The organism is Undibacterium sp. TJN25 (genome assembly GCF_049339885.1).
In the GTDB taxonomy this organism is placed as follows: domain Bacteria; phylum Pseudomonadota; class Gammaproteobacteria; order Burkholderiales; family Burkholderiaceae_D; genus Undibacterium.
Genome location: NZ_JBMPPM010000001.1, coordinates 649852 through 667294, shown reverse-complemented (window position 1 = coordinate 667294; position 17443 = coordinate 649852). Strand labels below are relative to the sequence as shown.

At 54.6% G+C, this 17443-nt stretch carries 13 protein-coding genes; 2 read left to right on the top strand and 11 right to left on the bottom strand.

Annotated features, from left to right (window positions below; all coding sequences use genetic code 11):
* Positions 1-130 precede the first annotated feature (130 nt).
* Entirely contained in the window at positions 131-472 is a 342-nt protein-coding gene (fliE, locus tag ACO0LO_RS02965) for a flagellar hook-basal body complex protein FliE (RefSeq protein ID WP_422962688.1), read from the top strand.
* A gap of 15 nt (positions 473-487) precedes the next feature.
* Here the strand turns inward: fliE and ACO0LO_RS02960 are convergent, their stop codons facing one another.
* The 8 genes from ACO0LO_RS02960 to ACO0LO_RS02925 form a co-directional block, all read right to left on the bottom strand.
* Positions 488-1249: a flagellar brake protein gene (locus ACO0LO_RS02960; RefSeq protein ID WP_422962687.1), complete on the bottom strand. Its 762-nt coding sequence runs from the start codon at positions 1247-1249 to the stop codon at positions 488-490.
* Between the two features lie 41 nt (positions 1250-1290).
* Positions 1291-1605, bottom strand: coding sequence for an EscU/YscU/HrcU family type III secretion system export apparatus switch protein (locus tag ACO0LO_RS02955; protein ID WP_422962686.1), 315 nt, complete (start codon positions 1603-1605; stop codon positions 1291-1293).
* Positions 1592-2800, bottom strand: coding sequence for a flagellar hook-length control protein FliK (locus tag ACO0LO_RS02950; RefSeq protein WP_422962685.1), 1209 nt, complete (start codon positions 2798-2800; stop codon positions 1592-1594). The genes ACO0LO_RS02955 and ACO0LO_RS02950 overlap by 14 nt, the downstream gene beginning before the upstream one ends.
* A 5-nt stretch (positions 2801-2805) precedes the next feature.
* Positions 2806-3144: a flagellar protein FliT gene (locus ACO0LO_RS02945; RefSeq protein WP_422962684.1), complete on the bottom strand. Its 339-nt coding sequence runs from the start codon at positions 3142-3144 to the stop codon at positions 2806-2808.
* 2 nt (positions 3145-3146) lie between these two features.
* A complete protein-coding gene (gene fliS / locus ACO0LO_RS02940) occupies positions 3147-3650 on the bottom strand; it encodes a flagellar export chaperone FliS (RefSeq protein WP_422962683.1) in 504 nt (167 codons plus the stop codon).
* A 38-nt stretch (positions 3651-3688) separates the two neighbouring features.
* Complete coding sequence (gene fliD, locus ACO0LO_RS02935; RefSeq protein WP_422962682.1) at positions 3689-5695, bottom strand: flagellar filament capping protein FliD; 2007 nt, start codon at positions 5693-5695, stop codon at positions 3689-3691.
* A 106-nt stretch (positions 5696-5801) separates the two neighbouring features.
* The gene (locus ACO0LO_RS02930; protein ID WP_422962681.1) at positions 5802-6188 is read right to left on the bottom strand and encodes a flagellar protein FlaG; all 387 of its coding nucleotides are present in this window, start codon (positions 6186-6188) and stop codon (positions 5802-5804) included.
* 74 nt (positions 6189-6262) lie between these two features.
* Positions 6263-7714, bottom strand: a complete 1452-nt coding sequence (locus ACO0LO_RS02925; RefSeq protein ID WP_422962680.1) for a flagellin — start codon at positions 7712-7714, stop codon at positions 6263-6265.
* Between the two features lie 563 nt (positions 7715-8277).
* Here ACO0LO_RS02925 and ACO0LO_RS02920 point away from each other — a divergent pair.
* Complete coding sequence (locus tag ACO0LO_RS02920; RefSeq protein WP_422962679.1) at positions 8278-8907, top strand: PEP-CTERM sorting domain-containing protein; 630 nt, start codon at positions 8278-8280, stop codon at positions 8905-8907.
* A 91-nt stretch (positions 8908-8998) separates the two neighbouring features.
* Here the strand turns inward: ACO0LO_RS02920 and ACO0LO_RS02915 are convergent, their stop codons facing one another.
* From ACO0LO_RS02915 to ACO0LO_RS02905, 3 genes are all read right to left on the bottom strand, one after another.
* Positions 8999-9796, bottom strand: a complete 798-nt coding sequence (locus tag ACO0LO_RS02915) for a hypothetical protein (RefSeq protein WP_422962678.1) — start codon at positions 9794-9796, stop codon at positions 8999-9001.
* Positions 9797-9833: 37 nt separating this feature from the next.
* Entirely contained in the window at positions 9834-11663 is a 1830-nt protein-coding gene (locus tag ACO0LO_RS02910) for an acetylglucosamine transferase (RefSeq protein WP_422962677.1), read from the bottom strand.
* 212 nt (positions 11664-11875) lie between these two features.
* Positions 11876-17407 (bottom strand): heme utilization protein, encoded by a 5532-nt coding sequence (locus ACO0LO_RS02905; protein WP_422962676.1) that lies wholly within the window; start codon positions 17405-17407, stop codon positions 11876-11878.
* Positions 17408-17443 lie beyond the last annotated feature (36 nt).

Genomic DNA, 17443 nt, shown 5'->3' with positions numbered 1-17443 from the left:
TTCTTATCGGGGCTAGCCCCGCGGGAGCCGGTGCTAATGTGATGGCGTGGAGTAAACCGGTCGGATGTGTTGCCTGTTTGCCCGTCCGGCAAGCAGTAAAGACCGTAAAAGATGATCAAGAGGTAAGAAAATGGGTGGAATTGATACGAGCAGGATAGACGCCATGGTGGCCCAGCTAAGGGCTGCGTCGGCAAAAATGGAGGGCGGAATTCAGAATCCGGTCTCGCCCGCCACCGACGCCCCGGCAAAGCTGGATTTTGCCGATGCGCTGAAAGCTTCGCTGGACCAGGTCAACGGCATGGATGCCGAGGCCAGCAAGATAGGGCAAAAATTTACAATGGGCGACGACAAGGTCAGCCTGTCGGACGTGATGATTTCCATGCAAAAGGCCAGCATTGCATTCCAGACCACGGTACAGGTACGTAACAAGCTGGTGTCTGCTTATCACGACATCATGAATATGCAGATATGAGTTCGCAAGCCGGCCTTAGCGTATGCCGGTCATCTTCGCATTACGCTCGCGTTCCAGCTTCATGATATAGCGCTGTATGCTCGCCAGCATGGAGTTGGACAGATCGGTGAACTGGCAGCCCAGCCTGCGGTTCGTCTTGCCGTTCAGTAGAATCAGGTCCTGGGAGTTCCTCACCTGCAAGGTTACATCGATCAGGCCGATGGTGGGTAAATCGATCTTGCAGCTCTTGTATTCGGTGCCTATTGCGCAGTCGACTATCTTGCGGTCATCCAGAATCGCCACGCCGCCGCAGCTGATATCCACCAGCGACAGTTTCACCACCTCGGTATGATGCTCATCCTCTATCGTCATCTGGCAGCGTATCGGATTGGAAAGCGGCGTGTTGATGCGATAGTATTCACGCCTTTGCAGGCGGATCAGGCTGGTCGGTATGCCAAACTGCAGCGCTGGACGGTTTTCAAAATCGGTGCGCTGCACGCCGGTGGAGGAAAACTGGATGCTGATCCTGTCCAGCAAGCCTTCAAATGATACCCGCGGCGCTTCGACGATACGCTGATTGGCCAACTGGCCGGGGGCGCTATCGATGACGACGGTGTTGTTTCCGTCGTCCAGATCCAGGATGGACGTGATGAACACTTCCGAGCCGCCGTTGATCATCATGCTGATCAGCTGGTTGGCTTCTTTCAGGCCGCGCAATAGCGATATGATTTCACGCCGGGAATCGACCTGGAATGCACTTTGGTTCTCGGTACCCAGCACTGGAGGAGCAGATTGCATATACGTTTGTCGTGACCTGAAAATGGAATAAGAAGAAGAGGTTAGGGCCCCGGATTGCCGGAAATGCCAGATTTCTCTCTCTCAATATGGTATAGCCAAGCGAGCAGTTCTGCAACCGCGCGATACAGTGCCGGCGGAATATCCTTGTCCAGCTCTACCTGCATCAGCAGCGATACCAGTTCCTTGGACTGATGGACGAATACCCCGTGTTCCCTGGCCTTGGCAATGATGGTTTCTGCAATCAGGCCGCGCCCTTTCGCGACGACCTTGGGCGTGGTGGCGCCTCCCTGGTAGGCGAGGGCGACCGCGCTCTGCATTTTCTGCCTTTGCTCTGTCTCAGACTTAGGTTTGTTCATCCTTCTTCACCGAAAAGCTGTCCAGTTGCGCGCCCGCCTGTTTCAGCGCTTCCGCTAATGTTACAGCATGTTCCTGCAATGCGGCGGCAGAGGAGTCAGAATCGGTACGGACGAAGATCTGCACGTGTTCTCCGTGCAGGTTGATCGTGGCGGCGATGGCGCCCAGATGCGGCAATTCAAACCGGACAGTGCTTTGCCAGGATTGCTCGGCTTCCGCCTGCTCGGTTTTTTTGCCGGAATAATTGCGGCTCACTTCCCACTCCATGCGCTGTCCGGGCAGCAGGTTGCCCTGCCAGACGATGCGCTGCTGTTCCAGCGTGTTCAGTTGCTGGTTCACGATTTGCGTCATCTCGGTATTCTTGGTGAGGCCCGCAGAACTCAGGTCGGCATCGTTGCCAGAGGATTTGCCGATCTGGGCCTGCGGTTCGCGCATCAGGTCGCTGAGCGGGCGCTTGCCCTCTGCCCAGTCGGCGATGTGGGATTCGTAGAACAGGCCGCTGGAAGAAATCGTCTGTTTCAGCGTATCGGCCATTTTGTCGGGCTGCGCCATGGCCTCGGCTGTCGCGGCCAATGGTGTTTTGCCCACCAGAGAATTCGGCACGTTCTGCTGCTGTGCCGCATGCAGAATCTGGTCTATCAGTTTGCCGGCTGTGCTCAGGCTGGTGGGAGTACTGGTGCCGTGCCCGTCCGTGGAATTCTGGCCGGCCTCCGCCTTTGACTCTACAAGCTGGTTGGATTTGACTGCCTCTGTGCGTCCCTGCGCCGTTTCCAGCAGATAGCCGCCTACCGCGTTTTGCTTGGCTCCCGGCAGAGGGTTTGCGGCGTTGTCGGAATCGGAGGCATGCAGTGCAGCCTCCGGCACTTCCTGGCGTGTTAGTGCGACGGTGGTGCCGGCACCGTCGCCGGAATCCAGCAAGAAAGTAGGGCGGGGATTGGTGGTAATTAGCGTCAGCGGCACGGAGGTGCCGGGTTTGCTGTCACCAGGCAGCGCCATGCGCGCGGTGGCTCCGTTGAGGCGTACGACAAAGGTGCCGTCATTGAGGCGGGAGATAATATCGCCCTGTATCTGCTTTCCCACCACTAGCTGGGAAAGCCGGGAAACGACATCCTGCCGCGTTTCCCCTACTTGTGCTGCCGCGTTCGGAGCCTCAACCGAGGCCAGAGGTCTGACAGACGTGTCAACCCGGGGCAGCATGCCGGCTAGCCGATACGGTTGCTACCGTAGGCATTCGCGAGTTTGCGCGCGGTTCCGTTGGTGTGCATCATGGCGCTCAGCTGCTCCATCCAGGGTTCTGTTATAGTGCGGATTTCCCTGTCGTCAGCCAGTATTTTCTGGATGAGCTTGATCTTTTTTTCCTTGCTCTGCGGCGGCAGCGCTTCCTGCGTATCTTTCTGCTTCAGTGTCTGGATGTGCTCAGCGCAGTTAATTTCAAGATTGCTGAATCTTTCCCAGTCCTGCGATTTTGCTGCGACCAGCATCTGGTCGGTGATCATGGAGACGACTTCGTACACGGAAATGATTTGTTCGCTATTCATCATTGTCAAACACTCACAAAAGAATTTTTATTAGGGGCAAGTGCATCGTAAGCCGATAGTTTCGGCGCAGCAGGCGCATCGGTTGCCGCCGGAGTATTCGCCTCGCTGTTTCCGGCCGGGCCGGAGCCTATCGCATCCCACGCGGTTTTCAAGTCCAGCAAAAGGGTGTGCACCTCTTCCAGCATCTTGACGTTGTTTTTCAGATTGGCTTCAAGCAGGCGCTGGCTCATGTATTCATAGAGCGCGTCCAGGCTTTCGGCGATATTGCCGCCGGCCTTCTTGTCCAGGCTGGCACGCAGGCCGCCGTCAATGATCAGGATGGCCTTGGAAATGGCCATGCCTTTTTCCGGAATATTGCCGTCCGCCATATTCTGCATTGCTGTCTTGATCGCGACCAGCGCACCTTCAAACAGCATGACTATCAGCTTGTGCGGACTGGCAGAAGCAACGCCGGTCTCCATTCCCACTTTTGCATAAGCGTTCGCACCATTACGTACCGAACCAAACATCTAAATCTCCTTGTATACCCTGATAACTTACGCGCAGCCTAGTTTGCAGCGATCTTGGCCAGTTGCTGCGTTAAAAAGTTGGACGTTGTCTGCATGCTGCTCAGTGACACGTTCAGCGCCGTATATTGCGCCGTCAGGCGTTTCTGGGTTGCCGCCAGTTGCGTATTCAGATCGTCGCTGGCTTTGTTGATGGACTTGATCGACGCATTGATGGAATCGTTGGCCGATTTGATCGCCCCATTGGTGCCGATATAAGTGTCCATCAGCGAACTGAACATCGACGCATAGCCGGAAGAGTAATTCACTGTGCCGCGGTCACCGATCACGCCGCCGGTGATATCCACCTTGATGCCGGCCGCAGGTCCGCCGTCCGCACCGGTCAGCGTGGTGCCGCTGCCGGCGGCGGGCGCGCCGCCTATCGTTCCCTGCACATCGGTGCCGGCGGTTTCTGTTGTCGTTCCAAACAGGTTGGTAGCAGCGGAACCGGAGACGCTGACCTTGGAAGCCGATCCGTATTTATTGGACGTAATGGTAAATACGCCATTGTTTTGCGATACCGACACATTGATACCGGCGCCGGAGAAGGTGCTGTTGCCGTTGATCAGTGATTGCAGTTGTGTCGCCAGGCTGCTGGCCGTATACGGCGTGCCGGACGGCGTCAGATTAATGGATGCCGTGGTGCCGTTGATGGTCAGGTTCAGCGTATTGTTGCCGCTGTTGATACTCAATCCGGCGGCGGTGCTGCCCACGACAGAGCCCTGGGTCGCCAGCGCGGTGATGTTGATGGCATTGCTGCCGACAGGCGAGGTATTGCCCGCACTGACGAATTTTACCAGGCTGTCGGTGGTGCTGCCGGAGCTGGCCAGCAATTTTTGAACGTCGCCCGGTGTGTTTTTCAGTGCAGTAGCAAGTTTGCTTGAATCCAGTGCCAGTGTGCCATCATCCTGGAAAGTGATCCCAATCTGGCTCATATTGGTCAGGCTGCCGTTCAGGCCCGGAACATTCGTCGTAAATATTTTTCGGATGGAGTTCTGGATATTCCTGGTGGTGGCATCACCGACCAGAGGGCCGCCACCGGTCGGCGCGGTACCCAGGCCGCCGCTTTGCGTGCCGGGCTGCATCAGGCCGGTGATCGTGGTGTTCAGGTCATTGTATGCCTTCACAAAGGCGTTGACGCTAGTAGTCACGCTGCTGGTATCGGCCGACAAATTCAGCGAACTGGTGCCTATTTTTGTCGCAGTTACCGTCACACCCGGAATGCCGGTTATGTCATTGGTCGGGCTGGTAACATCGATGCCGCTGAGGTTGGCCTTGGCATCCTGCCCCACTATTTTTTGCGACAGGTTTTGTGTGCCGGTAGGGTCATAAGCCAGCAAGTTCTGGATGTCGGCGTCGCCTGACACCTGAATCTTCATGCTGGAAGTCTGGCCAGTGGTGGTAGACGTCAGCACCAGGCGATTCGGAGAGGTCGAGCCGTCGGAAACAATGGAGGCGGTGACGCCCAGGCCGGCCTTGTTGATGGCGTCCTTGATGCCTTGCAGCGAATTGTTTGAACTGTCGATGGTAATCGTGCCGGCACCCTTGGTGCCGTCTTCGGTAAAGCTGGCGCCGCTATATGTGCCGTCCGTGCCTAGCGTGCCGCCGGTGATGCTGCCGAACTCAAAGGTAACGGTGGTCGCGGCGCCTGACCCTATGGTCGCGGTCGTGCTTGCCCGCCCTGCAGCAGCCAGGCTCTGCGCCTGCGCCAGCTGCGAGATGCTGATATTGTAATTGCCCGCGCTTGCACCTGCACCTGCGGACGCCGACAGAACCGTTGAGTCTGAGGCCGTCGCGGACAGGGTATTGAACTTGGAAGAATCGCCCAAGCTGGTCAGCGTGCTCTGGAAGGCGCTCAAGGCGCCGCTCAAGCTGCCGTACGCAGTTAATTTGGCTGTATAGGATGCTTCTTTGATTTGCAGCAATTGCAATGGCTGCGCCTCGACAGTCATCAACTGACTGACGATGCTGTTGACATCAATAGCACCTGTGGTTGCGGTAACGCTCACGAAAGCCTCCGACTAAAACTGTACTGTATCTGATAGCGGGCTATTCCAAAGCGACCTTAAGAGGGGAGAATTACCTGCTATTTGTAGATTCAATAAATGAAAGGAATCAAGCTTTTTGCTTGATTAAAAGACCCTGCAATTTGTCCAGCGCCTTGGATATTTCCAATGCCTCTTTGCTCGGCATCTGGCGTATGACATCCCCGGTTTTTTGGTCGACTACCTTGACTATAGCCCGATCGGCATCCGAGTCAAATGAAAATTCGAGGTCCTGCGAGAAAGACGACTGCAGCATCGTATTGATGCTCTTGACCGCTTCGTTGACTTGCGCCGTGGAAGGGACAGGGGAGGGTTGCTGGATATTGGTGTCCGCTACCGCCGGCTCTGCTGCTGCCTTGACTGATACAGCCGGCGCAGAACTGTCCGCACCGTAAAGACCGAGGTTGGCGACGCGTGCCGCGACGGAGCCTGCTCCACCAGTAGATGATATATCCATGATTTCTCCTTCTATGGCAATAAGCCCGGCAGAAATAATTTCTGCCGGGACTTATTTTCCAGATAATACTCTTATTAACGCAACAGCGCCAATACACCGTTAGGCAGCGAGTTTGCCTGCGCCAACATGGCTGTACCAGCTTGTTGCAAGATCTGACCACGTGTCAGGTTGGCTGTTTCCGCTGCAAAATCTGTATCCTGAATACGGCTGCGGGAAGCAGACAAGTTTTCAGAAGTAGTTTGCAGGTTGGTAACAGCGCTACCGAAACGTGATTGCAACGCACCGAATGTCGCACGTTGACCATCAACTGCTGCCAGCGCGGAATCGATGACTTTCAGTGCATCGGTAGCGCCTTTGGCGGAGGTAACGTCGATGTTCGATACAGTATTCAATGTTGCAGAAGCAGCAGTGAAGTCGGTGGCACCGGTGATATTGCCGATTGTAAAGCCTTTGTCCGAATTCATTACGACGTGACCCAGCGATACAGAAGTGGTGCCGCCATTTGCTACCGCAGCGTCAGCAGCACCTTGCGCATTGCCGCTCGCATCCAGATTCTGGTTGTCGAATACGGCTGTTGCAGCAGTACTGTTATTAGTCAGTGAAATATTGTTACCGCTTGAGTTAGTCAGGATCAGCGCATTGTTTGCCGCATTCAATTTTGCAGTCACGCCAGTTTTGGAGGACGCATCATTGATTGCAGAAACTGCTGTTGCCAGACCACTTGCATCGGCATTTGCGCCAACGGTGAAAGTAACGTTGGCTGCAGTTGTATTGTCTGAAGTAATCGCCAGAGAATAAGATTGCGCTGCAGTAAATGTTACTTGTGTGTCGGTTTGTGCTGTTGCGCTTACACCAGTACTGTCGGAGACGCTGTTGATGGAGGTTGCAACGGATTTTGCTGTATCTGTCGCAGAAACAGCGATTGTTTTTGTCGCAAGGCCTTGAATATCGAAGCTACCCGGAGCAAATGCTGCGGTTGCGCTAGCAGCCACGCCGTCGGTGGAATACTCGTTGTTACCATAGCTGTTAGTACGGAAGTTGGCCGTAGTAGCAGTGATAGTCTGACCTGCATTGGCGCCAACCTGAAAGGATGTGGTGCCGAAGCTGCCGTCCAGCAGGTTCAAGCCGTTAAACTGTGTTGTCTGTGCAGTACGGTCCATTTCGGAGATCAGCTGGCCAACCTCTTTCTGGATCGCAGCGCGGTCAGTTGCAGTGTTGGAGCCGTTGGCGGATTGCACGGCCAGTTCACGGATACGCTGCAAGTTGTCGCCTGTTGTTGCCAACGCGCCCTCGGCGGTTTGCATCAGCGAGATACCGTCGTTTGCATTGCGGCTAGCCTGGGACAGGCCGTTGATCTGTGCTGTAAAGCGGTCGGCGATCGCCAAGCCTGCAGCATCGTCTTTCGCACTGTTAATACGCAGACCGGAAGACAGACGCTGGATCGATGTATTCAGCGACGCTTGGGATGTCGTCAAGTTACGTTGAGCATTGAGGGACGAGATATTGGTATTAATTACTGAAGCCATGTGATTCTCCTTACCGAAGTCATTAAATTTGGCGGAACACGCCTTAAACTTTGGTCTGCCTCATGAAGCTAAGACAATCGGACCGCCGTTGCTAAGTGATATCGGACGGTCTCAGAAAATGTTTAACTAGTTTCTATAGATAAATATTTTTTTTTGGCCTTCAATTTGGAATGATTACATCGTTCTACGGCGATAAAAAAAATTACTTTAGGGTGAATTTAACTATATTTTTTTCAGATTATTTTGTCAGTTTAGAAAGAAAAAACATAAAAAATTATTTAAGTATTTATTTATATCCATCAAAAATGATGTTTTTGTTTTTTTGGGCAAGCAACGTTGTGCCAAAAAATCTTAAATTATTTGATAATCAATCAACAAAATTTCAATGAGGCAATGTTTGTTAAAGATCTGAGATAAATGTAATGGGTAAATAGGCAAGGAATAGTCGGTCTTTTTAAAGTATTGCCTTTGGGAAAATAAAATATTGTTTACAGGCAATAAATTTAAGATTGTCAGAATAAATGAAAATGTTGTATCAAATTAACTTATTCCTAAGGCCTCCTATGTTACAAAATCTATCGCGACTTTTTCTCGTTGGTGCATTCGCTGTTGCCGGAAGTAGTCAGGCAACTGTTATCGACTTTAATGTAAATAAAACTTATCACGCCAGTGGTTCGTATCAAGAAGATGGATTTCAAATTTCTGCCACTGACAATGGCGCAAATAAGGACCAAACACTTGTTTTCTGGGGCAATATCGCAGCAGGCTACAACGCAGACCATGCTGGAAATACGCTGACCAACAACTATGCTGGGGCAACACTTGTACTCAGTAAGTCCGATGGAAGCAACTTCTCGTTTGGTTCCATCGATATAACTGATGGAACCAATTCAAATGCAACCGGAAACGTTATCTTTAATTTTTTATTTGGTGATGGATCGACTAGTCAATCAACTGTGGCATTGGACAACAATATAGGCCTTCAAACTTTCGTTTTTAATCTGACAAACTTGTCCGCAGTATCGTGGACTCCTTTGACTACGATTGCAAAACGGGCCCAAGTGGATAATATAGTTTTAGATACTGTGCCCCAAAATACTGTGCCCGAGCCTGCAACCGCCGCTCTTTTTGGGCTAGGTTTGCTAGGCGTTGGTGTGGCATCTCGCAAGTCAAAATCTATAATTTCGCAATAGCCGTAGCGGTTGGTGGTTAATGATTTACGGAAAATTTAAAACCTAAGTCTTTGTAATCACTTAGGTTTTTTTTATTTCTAGATACGTATATTTATCGCAGTACATCACGCACCTTATTAAACGCGGTCAGATAGTGCTCGACATTGGGGTTGTCATTGATAGCCATTTTCAAGGCATCGCTTACCACCGCTTCATGCTCGAACTGGTTCAGGCGCGTGGAAGACCAGGCGCAGGCGAAGGTGCTGTAGGCCCATACCTTCCAGTTGCTGTTGCTCTTCAGTAGCAGCGAGGCAATGCGTTCCATCAGGAATACCTTGCGTTCTATATCTTCGTAGTTAGTTTTGTGGCAAAGCAGCTGCTTCAACTCGCTGTCCGGCCCTTCGCAGATCTGGAACATCGGTTCGTTGATCGATAGCCAGTCGCGCCAGAACGCCGGGCGGGCGACGAAAAAATTGCTGAAGACGATATGCCGGGAATCCATGATGCTGCCAGCCAGCCTGTGGGGTTTGCCGATGGCTGCCAGGAAGACTTCGCCGGCCTTGGTGAAGCCGGGGTCGAATAGCTCATTCTGCTCAAATACATTCAGAAAAAAGGCGCCCATATCTGGCTGGGGGCTGAAAGTAATGACGTCGGTGCCGGCTGGCGCCGACTGGATGAAGCTGACCGTCTGCGCGTGGCTGAGCCCGGTTTTTGCGCGGAACTTGGGTGAGAAGAAGCCGTAATAGCATTCTTCATCCAGTGCTTCGCTCAGCAGGAAGTTCCTGATTGGATAGTATTCGCGCCAGTCGGCGCGTGGATTATCGGTGATGTTCAGCACGCCATAACCGGCCTCCATGTTGGCGAGGATCTGTTCGTTATAGGCGATCTGGTAAAGCTTGACTTGGCGCATGGATATGATCTGGTGATGACAGGTTGCCGGCCAGGGTTCAGGCCGGCTGTTTTAATTCGGCGACAAACTTGGCGATGACGGTATCAAAGTCGGCGACGAACTTGGGCGTGCTGAATGCGGCGCTGTTCTGTTTTGCCGCTTTCAGGATTTCGGCGCTCTTCAATTGCTGTGCCGCGCTGTTCGCAAAGGCAACCGCTTTCGCTTCATATTCTGCGGACGTATGGGCGATCAGGTCCGGCAGGCCTACCGAGCGCAGGATGCTGCCGGCCATGCGCGAGGTATAACTGCGTCCTGACAGTGTGACCAGGGGTAAGCCCACCCATAAGGCATCGTTGGCTGTAGTACCGGCATTGTACGGAAAGGTGTCGAGGAACAGGTCGGCGGAACAGAAGCGCGACAGGTAGTCGGTCGGAGCCACGCGGCCGGCGAAATACAGGCGATCCGGATCGATGCCATGCGCCTGTGCCGCATTGCGCATATTCTGTTCCGACCACTGGTTGTCTTTCAGCAGCCACAGCACACTGTCGGGCACCTGGCGCAGAATACGCATCCAGGATTCGAATATCTCCGGAATAATCTTGTAGTTATTGTTAAAGGCGCAGAAGACGAATTTATCTTCCGGCAGGCCATAGTGTGCCTTGCGTTTCTCACTCGAATATTCACGCTGGTCGTCGCTGACCTGGTAGCAATCCGGCATGTACAGAGGTTTTTCGGTGAAGTGCTGCGCCAGTTCGGGAGGATAGATGAAATCGTCGGCAATCACGTAATCCACATAGGGGAGGGCAGAGGTGCCCGGATAGCCGAGGTAGGCAATCTGCACGGGCGCCGCGCCGCGGGCCACGATATTCGGCCTGGTGCCGGCAGTCAGCCCCTGCAGGTCGAACAGGATATCGATTTCCTGGTTGCGGATCAGCTGGGCGGCATTTTCGTCGCTGACGGCAGCGATGTCGTAGTAGCGGTCAAACGCAGAAAAAATCCTTTGCTGGAAAGGTGTGCCGTCGCGGTTGCTCCAGCCGAAGCCGACCACTTCGTACTTGTTCCTGTCCAGCAGTTCAAAGAACCTGACGGTGAGCAGGGACAGCGCGTGCAGGCAAAAGTCGCCCGACAGGAAACCTATACGCAATTTTGGGTGGTGCGGATACAGCTGGCCGAAAGGCGCCATGCGCGGCACGTTGATGACGTTTTTGGCGACATAGCCGCGTGCGGTATCCAGCAGGCGCGCAGGATCGTCAGTCAGGCCCAGCAAGGCCAGTGGCGATGCGGCCTGCGACATCTCCTCAACGGAAATACCCGGCAGACGGCGCAGGCTCGGCCACTTGCATTGCTTTTGCCGCAGGTGTATCCAGTGGTATAGCGCGGCGGGTTGTTCCTGGTTCAGTTCCAGGCTGCGCCTCAGCACATCTTCACCTTCGTCGTATTCCTTGAACTTGTCCAGCAGCCTGCCCAGACCATTGAGCAGCATGATGTGGATCTGGTTGTTCTGCGCTTCTTTCAATGCTGGCTGCTCCAGCGATGCGCGCCATTGCTTGATGGTTTCCTGGAAATGCCCCTGGCGTTCCAGATGTACGCCGATGTTGTATTGCGCCTGGAAAAAATCGGGTTTCAAATGCGCTGCCTGGCGGAATGCGGCAACTGCTTCGGAAGAGCTGCCTACTTCGCCGAGCAACACGCCCAGGTTGAAATAAGCCGCGTGCTCCAGCGCACGGTCCGGATGTTTCAGCCACGCGCGATACAGGTCTATTGCCTTGACCTGCTGTTTTTGCTGGATCAGCTGTTCGGCCACCGGAATGATTTTGATGAGATCAAGCTTGCCTTGCAGGGCCAGCTCCATCATTTCGTCGTACGCAGTTTGTTCGGGATTGGACATTTTCTATTTTTCTGGCTGTTTTACCGGTTTACTGGCGGCATTGCTCCAGCGTCGCCAGTCGGTTCGGGCGTGCTGTGATTTTGCAAAATGGAAAGCCGAAACGCAAGCAGAAATATCGCTTTGTGCGATTTATTTACCCGTCTGCGGCAAAAAGGGGCATAAAAAAAGCGGCAAGACTTTTCAGTCTTGCCGCCTCTATCTGTAGTGCCGGATTACTTGACGTGGCTTGGCACCAGGATGCCGTGGTTAGCCGTATTCAAGATACCTTGCGCTGCGCCTGTCCCGCCTGCCAACAGTGCTGGCGTGCCGGATGCATTCACCTGGTTGCCATTGGCATCGAAGTTTTTCATCACATCGACGATCGTAGCGACGTTGGCTGCTGTGGAAGCATTGCTTCCTGTGCTGCCGCTGCCCAGGGAACCAACGCCTGGCAAGTTACCCGATGCTGCGGAGTCATCGAAGGAGCCGATGGCTTGCGACAGGCTGCTGACGTTGGACTTCAAGTCCGCAGGTTTCTGGTTCTTGTCTGCAACAAACCAGACGTCGCCCATTGCATGCGTTTTGCCGTCGGCTGTTTCGTAGCTCGATACCAGACCCAGCCAGTTGCCGTTATCCTTGACCGAGGTTTTGGATGCGTCAAGATTCAGCTTGGTGATGCCCAGGTCGGACAGGGAGGAAAGTTCCCCGGCTTCGCTGACGCCATCCGAATTCTTGTCTACCCATACCTTCAGTTCGCCGAATGCGGCATCCTTGCTGGAAATCACGTTGTCGTGGTTGCTGTCCAGTTCGCTCAGTGCTGCATAACCGTCTGCCGCCTTGCCGCCGGAAGCGGTGTTGGTTGCATTACCAAACAATTCCGAACCGTCGTTGATGACGCCGTCGTTGTTGCGATCCAGTACCAGCAGGCCGTCGCTGGAAGATACCCAGCCGGTGTTGACCTTGTTACCGCTTGCAAACAGGTCAAACTCCACACCGGACGCGATACTTTGCGTTTTGATGCCGTCGCCGTTCAGGTCCAGGATGATAGGCGATGTCACTTTCAGGTGAGAGATCTGGGCTGTCGTGAATGCCGGGATCTGGTCACTTGTCAGCGCCATGGTCTGAGTCGATGTCAGGGCTTCAACCTGTGCAGTCGTCAATGCAACGATCTGGTCGGTTGTCAGGTGGCTGACTTGCGATGTCGTCATGTGGTTGATGGCGCTGGTTGTCAATGCCTTGATGTCATTGGTTTCCATCGCTTGCAGCTGATCTGTCGTCAAGGCAGCAACCTGTGCAGTCCTCATCGCGGCAACTTGCGCAGTCGTCAATGCGACGATCTGGTCGGTTGACAGCGCTTTGGACACCTGGTCGGTCGTCAGTGCGCCGATTTCAGCAGTCGTCAACGCAGCGATTTGGGCCGTAGTGAAGCCTTTGGAAATCTGGTCAGTCGTCAACGCAGCCACGGCAACCGTGCTCAGCGCAGCCACATCGCGTGTTTCCAGTGCAGCGACCTGATCCGTGGTCAGAGCAACAACCTGGGCTGTTTTCAGCGCAGCAACCTGTGCTGTCGTCAAGGCAACAATCTGGTCGGTGGTCAGCGCTTTGGAGATCTGATCAGTCGACAAGGCGCCTACTTCGGCCGTTGTCAGCGCGGCGATTTGCGATGTTGTCAGGCCTTTCGAGATCTGGTCTGTCGTCAATGCGGCAACGTTGGCAGAACCCAGAGCAGCGACATCGCGTGTTTCCAGCGCAGCGACCTGGTCAGTCGTCAACGAGGCGACCTGGGCTGTCTTCAGCGCGCCGACCTGTGCTGTCGTTAGGGCGACAACCTGGTCGGTCGTCAGACCTTTGGATACCTGGTCGGTCGTCAATGCAGCAATCGCAGCAGTCGTCATCGCAGCCAGGTCACGTGTTTCCAGTGCGGCCACTTCGTCTGTTGTCAATGCTACGACCTGGGTTGTTTTCAGTCCTGCTACCTGTGCAGTAGTCAAAGCAACGATCTGATCCGTGGTCAGACCTTTGGAGATCTGGTCCGTGGTCATGGCGTTGATCTGGCCGGTGGTCATGGCAGCAACCTGTGCAGCGCTCAGACCTTTGGAGATCTGGTCGGTGGTCAAGGCAGCAACAGCGGCAGTGCTCAAGGCGGCAACATCGCGTGTTTCCAGTGCGGCGACCTGATCTGTCGTCAGCGAGGCAACCTGTGCTGTTTTCAGAGCAGCAACCTGGGTCGTGCTCAGGGCAACAACCTGGTCGGTAGTCAGACCTTTGGAAACCTGATCCGTCGTGAACGCGGCAACTTCAGCTGTCGTGAACGCGGCAACTTGCGCTGTGGTCAGACCGGCGGAAATCTGGTCGGTCGTCAGAGCAGCAACGTTGGCGGAGCCCAGGGCAGCGACGTCACGAGTTTCCAGCGCATGTACCTGGTCGGTGCTCAATGCAGCAACTTGCGCTGTTTTCAGCGCGCCGACCTGGCCGGTCGTCAAGGCAACAACCTGATCGGTTGTCAGGCCTTTGGAAACCTGGTCTGTGGTCAACGCGGCGATGGCAGCAGTGCTCAGGGAAGCCAGATCGCGTGTTTCGAGTGCAGCGACTTGATCCGTTGTCAGTGCAACGACCTGGCTGGTTTTGATGCCGGCTACTTGTGCAGTCGTCAACGCAACGATCTGGTCGGTGGTCAGGCCTTTGGATATCTGGTCTGTGGTCAGTGCGTTGATTTCACCCGTCGTCATCGCGGCGATTTGCGCAGCGCTCAGGCCTTGGGAAATCTGGTCTGTCGTCAGCGCGGCAACGTTAGCGGTGCCCAGAGCGGCAACGTCGCGTGTTTCCAGAGCGTGCACCTGGTCAGTCGTCAAGGCAGCAACCTGTGCTGTTTTCAACGCGCCGACTTGTGCTGTGCTCAGTGCAACGACTTGATCAGTGGTCAAACCTTTGGAGATCTGGTCTGTGGTCAACGCGGCGATGGCAGCTGTGCTCAGTACGGCCAGGTCGCGGGTTTCAAGCGCTGCGATCTGGTCGGTCGACAGGGCAACAACCTGGGCTGTTTTCAGTGCGCCGACTTGTGCTGTTGTCAGAGCAACAACCTGGTCAGTTGTCAGGCCTTTGGAGATCTGGTCTGTCGTCAGGGCGCCGATTTGCGCGCTTGTCATCGCAGCCACTTGCGCAGTGCTCAGACCTTTGGAGATCTGGTCTGTGGTCAGGGCAGCGACAGCGGCAGTGCTCAGTGCGGCAACGTCGCGAGTTTCCAGCGCGGCAACCTGGTCTGTCGACAATGCAACTACCTGGGCTGTTTTCAATGCGGCCACTTGTGCTGTGCTCAGTGCAACGACTTGATCTGTCGTCAGGCCTTTGGAAATCTGGTCAGTCGTCAGGGCAGCCACTTCAGCTGTCGTGAAGGCTGCGACTTGCGCTGCTGTCAAACCTTGTGAAATCTGGTCAGTGGACAGCGCCGCAACGTTGGCGGAACCCAGAGCGGCGACATCGCGTGTTTCCAAAGCATGAACCTGGTCTGTGCTCAACGCGGCAATCTGCGCGGTTTTCAGCGCGCCGACTTGTGCAGTGGACAGGGCGACAACCTGGTCGGTCGTCAGGCCTTTGGAGATCTGGTCTGTCGTCAACGCAGCGATGGCGGCTGTGCTCAGTACGGCCAGGTCGCGTGTTTCAATTGCAGCGATCTGGTCAGTGGACAAGGCAACAACCTGTGCAGTTTTCAGTGCGCCAACTTGTGCTGTTGTCAGGGCAACGATCTGGTCAGTGGTCAGGCCTTTGGAGATCTGGTCTGTGGTCAGCGCTGCGATTTCCGCGCTCGTCAGTGCGGCGACTTGCGCGGCGCTCAGGCCTTGAGAGATCTGGTCTGTGGTCAGCGCGGCGATGTTTGCAGTACCCAAAGCAGCCACATCACGTGTTTCCAGCGCATGGATTTGGTCAGTGGACAAGGCAGCGATTTGCAAGGTTTTCAGTGCGCTGACCTGGGCTGTAGACAAGGCAACAACTTGGTCTGTCGTCAGGCCTTTGGAGATCTGGTCAGTGGTCAGTGCTGCAATTGAGGCAGAACTCAGTGCAGCGATATCGCGAGTTTCCAGCGCAGCGATTTGGTCGGTAGACAGTGCAACTACCTGAGTTGTTTTCAGGCCGGCTACCTGTGCAGTTGTCAGGGCAACGATCTGGTCCGTGGTCAGACCTTTGGAAATCTGGTCTGTCGTCATTGCATTGATCTGGCCGGTTGTCATGGCAGCAACCTGTGCAGCGCTCAGACCTTTGGAGATCTGGTCGGTGGTCAGGGCAGCAACGGCGGCAGTGCTTAGCGCGGCAACATCGCGTGTTTCCAGTGCGGCAACCTGGTCGGTCGTCAGCGAAACAACTTGCGCGGTTTTCAGTGCAGCGACCTGGGCGCTACTCAAGGCAACGACCTGGTCTGTCGTCAAACCTTTGGATATCTGGTCTGTGCTCAGCGCAGCAACTTCAGCAGTTGTGAACGCGGCAACTTGCGCTGTGGTCAGACCGGCGGAAATCTGGTCGGTCGTCAGAGCAGCAACGTTGGCGGAGCCCAGGGCAGCGACGTCACGTGTTTCCAGCGCATGTACCTGGTCGGTGCTCAATGCAGCAACCTGCGCTGTTTTCAGTGCGCCGACCTGGCCGGTCGTCAAGGCAACAACCTGGTCGGTTGTCAGGCCTTTGGAAACCTGGTCTGTGGTCAATGCGGCGATGGCAGCAGTGCTCAGGGAAGCCAGATCGCGTGTTTCGAGTGCAGCAACTTGATCCGTTGTCAGGGCAACGACCTGGCTGGTTTTGATGCCGGCTACTTGTGCAGTCGTCAACGCAACGATCTGGTCGGTGGTCAGGCCTTTGGAGATCTGGTCTGTAGTCAGTGCATTGATTTCACCCGTCGTCATCGCGGCGATTTGCGCAGCGCTCAGGCCCTGGGAAATCTGGTCTGTCGTCAGCGCGGCAACGTTGACTGTGCCCAGAGCGGCAACGTCGCGCGTTTCCAGCGCGTGCACCTGGTCAGTCGTCAAGGCGGCAACCTGTGCTGTTTTCAGTGCGCCGACCTGGCCTGTCGTCAATGCGACGACCTGGTCTGTCGTCAGGCCTTTGGAAATCTGGTCAGTAGTCAGTGCGTTGATTGCGGCCGTGGTCAACGCGGCGAGGTCACGCGTTTCCAGTGCAGCGATCTGGTCAGTTGTCAGTGCGACGACCTGGCTGGTTTTGATGCCGGCTACTTGTGCAGTCGTCAATGCAACAACCTGATCAGTTGTCAGGCCTTTGGAGATCTGGTCTGTCGTCAGCGCATTGATTTCAGCGGTAGTCATTGCGGCGACTTGCGCAGTGCTCAGGCCTTTGGAAATCTGGTCCGTCGTCAGCGCAGCAACGTTGACTGTGCCCAGGGCGGCAACATCGCGAGTTTCCAGCGCGGCTATCTGGTCTGTTGTCAGTGCAATAATTTGCGCAGTTTTCAGTGCCGCGACTTGTGCCGTGGTCAGGCCAACAACCTGGTCGGTTGTCAGTCCTTTGGAAATCTGGTCGGAAGTCAGTGCCGAAATGGCAGAGGTAGAGAATGATGCGAGGTCGCGTGTTTCGAAGGCTGGAATCTGGTCGGTAGTAAAGGCAACGATCTGGCTCGTTTTGAATGCGCCTACCTGTGCAGTAGTCAGAGCGATGATCTGGTCGCTGGACAAGGCCACGATATCATCTGTGGACGCACCTGCAATCTGAGCTGTTGTGAGCGCAGCGATTTGCGCGGTGGTCAAGCTTGAAAAAATGGAACTCATATTACAACCTCCGAAGAGCTACCTGTTTAATTAATA

Bases quoted from the DNA above. Each gene is read 5' to 3' on its own strand.
- fliE (WP_422962688.1), top strand. From the start codon at position 131: ATGGGTGGAATTGATACGAGCAGGATAGACGCCATGGTGGCCCAGCTA.
- ACO0LO_RS02960 (WP_422962687.1), bottom strand. From the start codon at position 1,249: ATGCAATCTGCTCCTCCAGTGCTGGGTACCGAGAACCAAAGTGCATTC.
- ACO0LO_RS02955 (WP_422962686.1), bottom strand. From the start codon at position 1,605: ATGAACAAACCTAAGTCTGAGACAGAGCAAAGGCAGAAAATGCAGAGC.
- ACO0LO_RS02950 (WP_422962685.1), bottom strand. From the start codon at position 2,800: ATGCTGCCCCGGGTTGACACGTCTGTCAGACCTCTGGCCTCGGTTGAG.
- ACO0LO_RS02945 (WP_422962684.1), bottom strand. From the start codon at position 3,144: ATGATGAATAGCGAACAAATCATTTCCGTGTACGAAGTCGTCTCCATG.
- fliS (WP_422962683.1), bottom strand. From the start codon at position 3,650: ATGTTTGGTTCGGTACGTAATGGTGCGAACGCTTATGCAAAAGTGGGA.
- ACO0LO_RS02930 (WP_422962681.1), bottom strand. From the start codon at position 6,188: ATGGATATATCATCTACTGGTGGAGCAGGCTCCGTCGCGGCACGCGTC.
- ACO0LO_RS02925 (WP_422962680.1), bottom strand. From the start codon at position 7,714: ATGGCTTCAGTAATTAATACCAATATCTCGTCCCTCAATGCTCAACGT.
- ACO0LO_RS02920 (WP_422962679.1), top strand. From the start codon at position 8,278: ATGTTACAAAATCTATCGCGACTTTTTCTCGTTGGTGCATTCGCTGTT.
- ACO0LO_RS02915 (WP_422962678.1), bottom strand. From the start codon at position 9,796: ATGCGCCAAGTCAAGCTTTACCAGATCGCCTATAACGAACAGATCCTC.
- ACO0LO_RS02910 (WP_422962677.1), bottom strand. From the start codon at position 11,663: ATGTCCAATCCCGAACAAACTGCGTACGACGAAATGATGGAGCTGGCC.
- ACO0LO_RS02905 (WP_422962676.1), bottom strand. From the start codon at position 17,407: ATGAGTTCCATTTTTTCAAGCTTGACCACCGCGCAAATCGCTGCGCTC.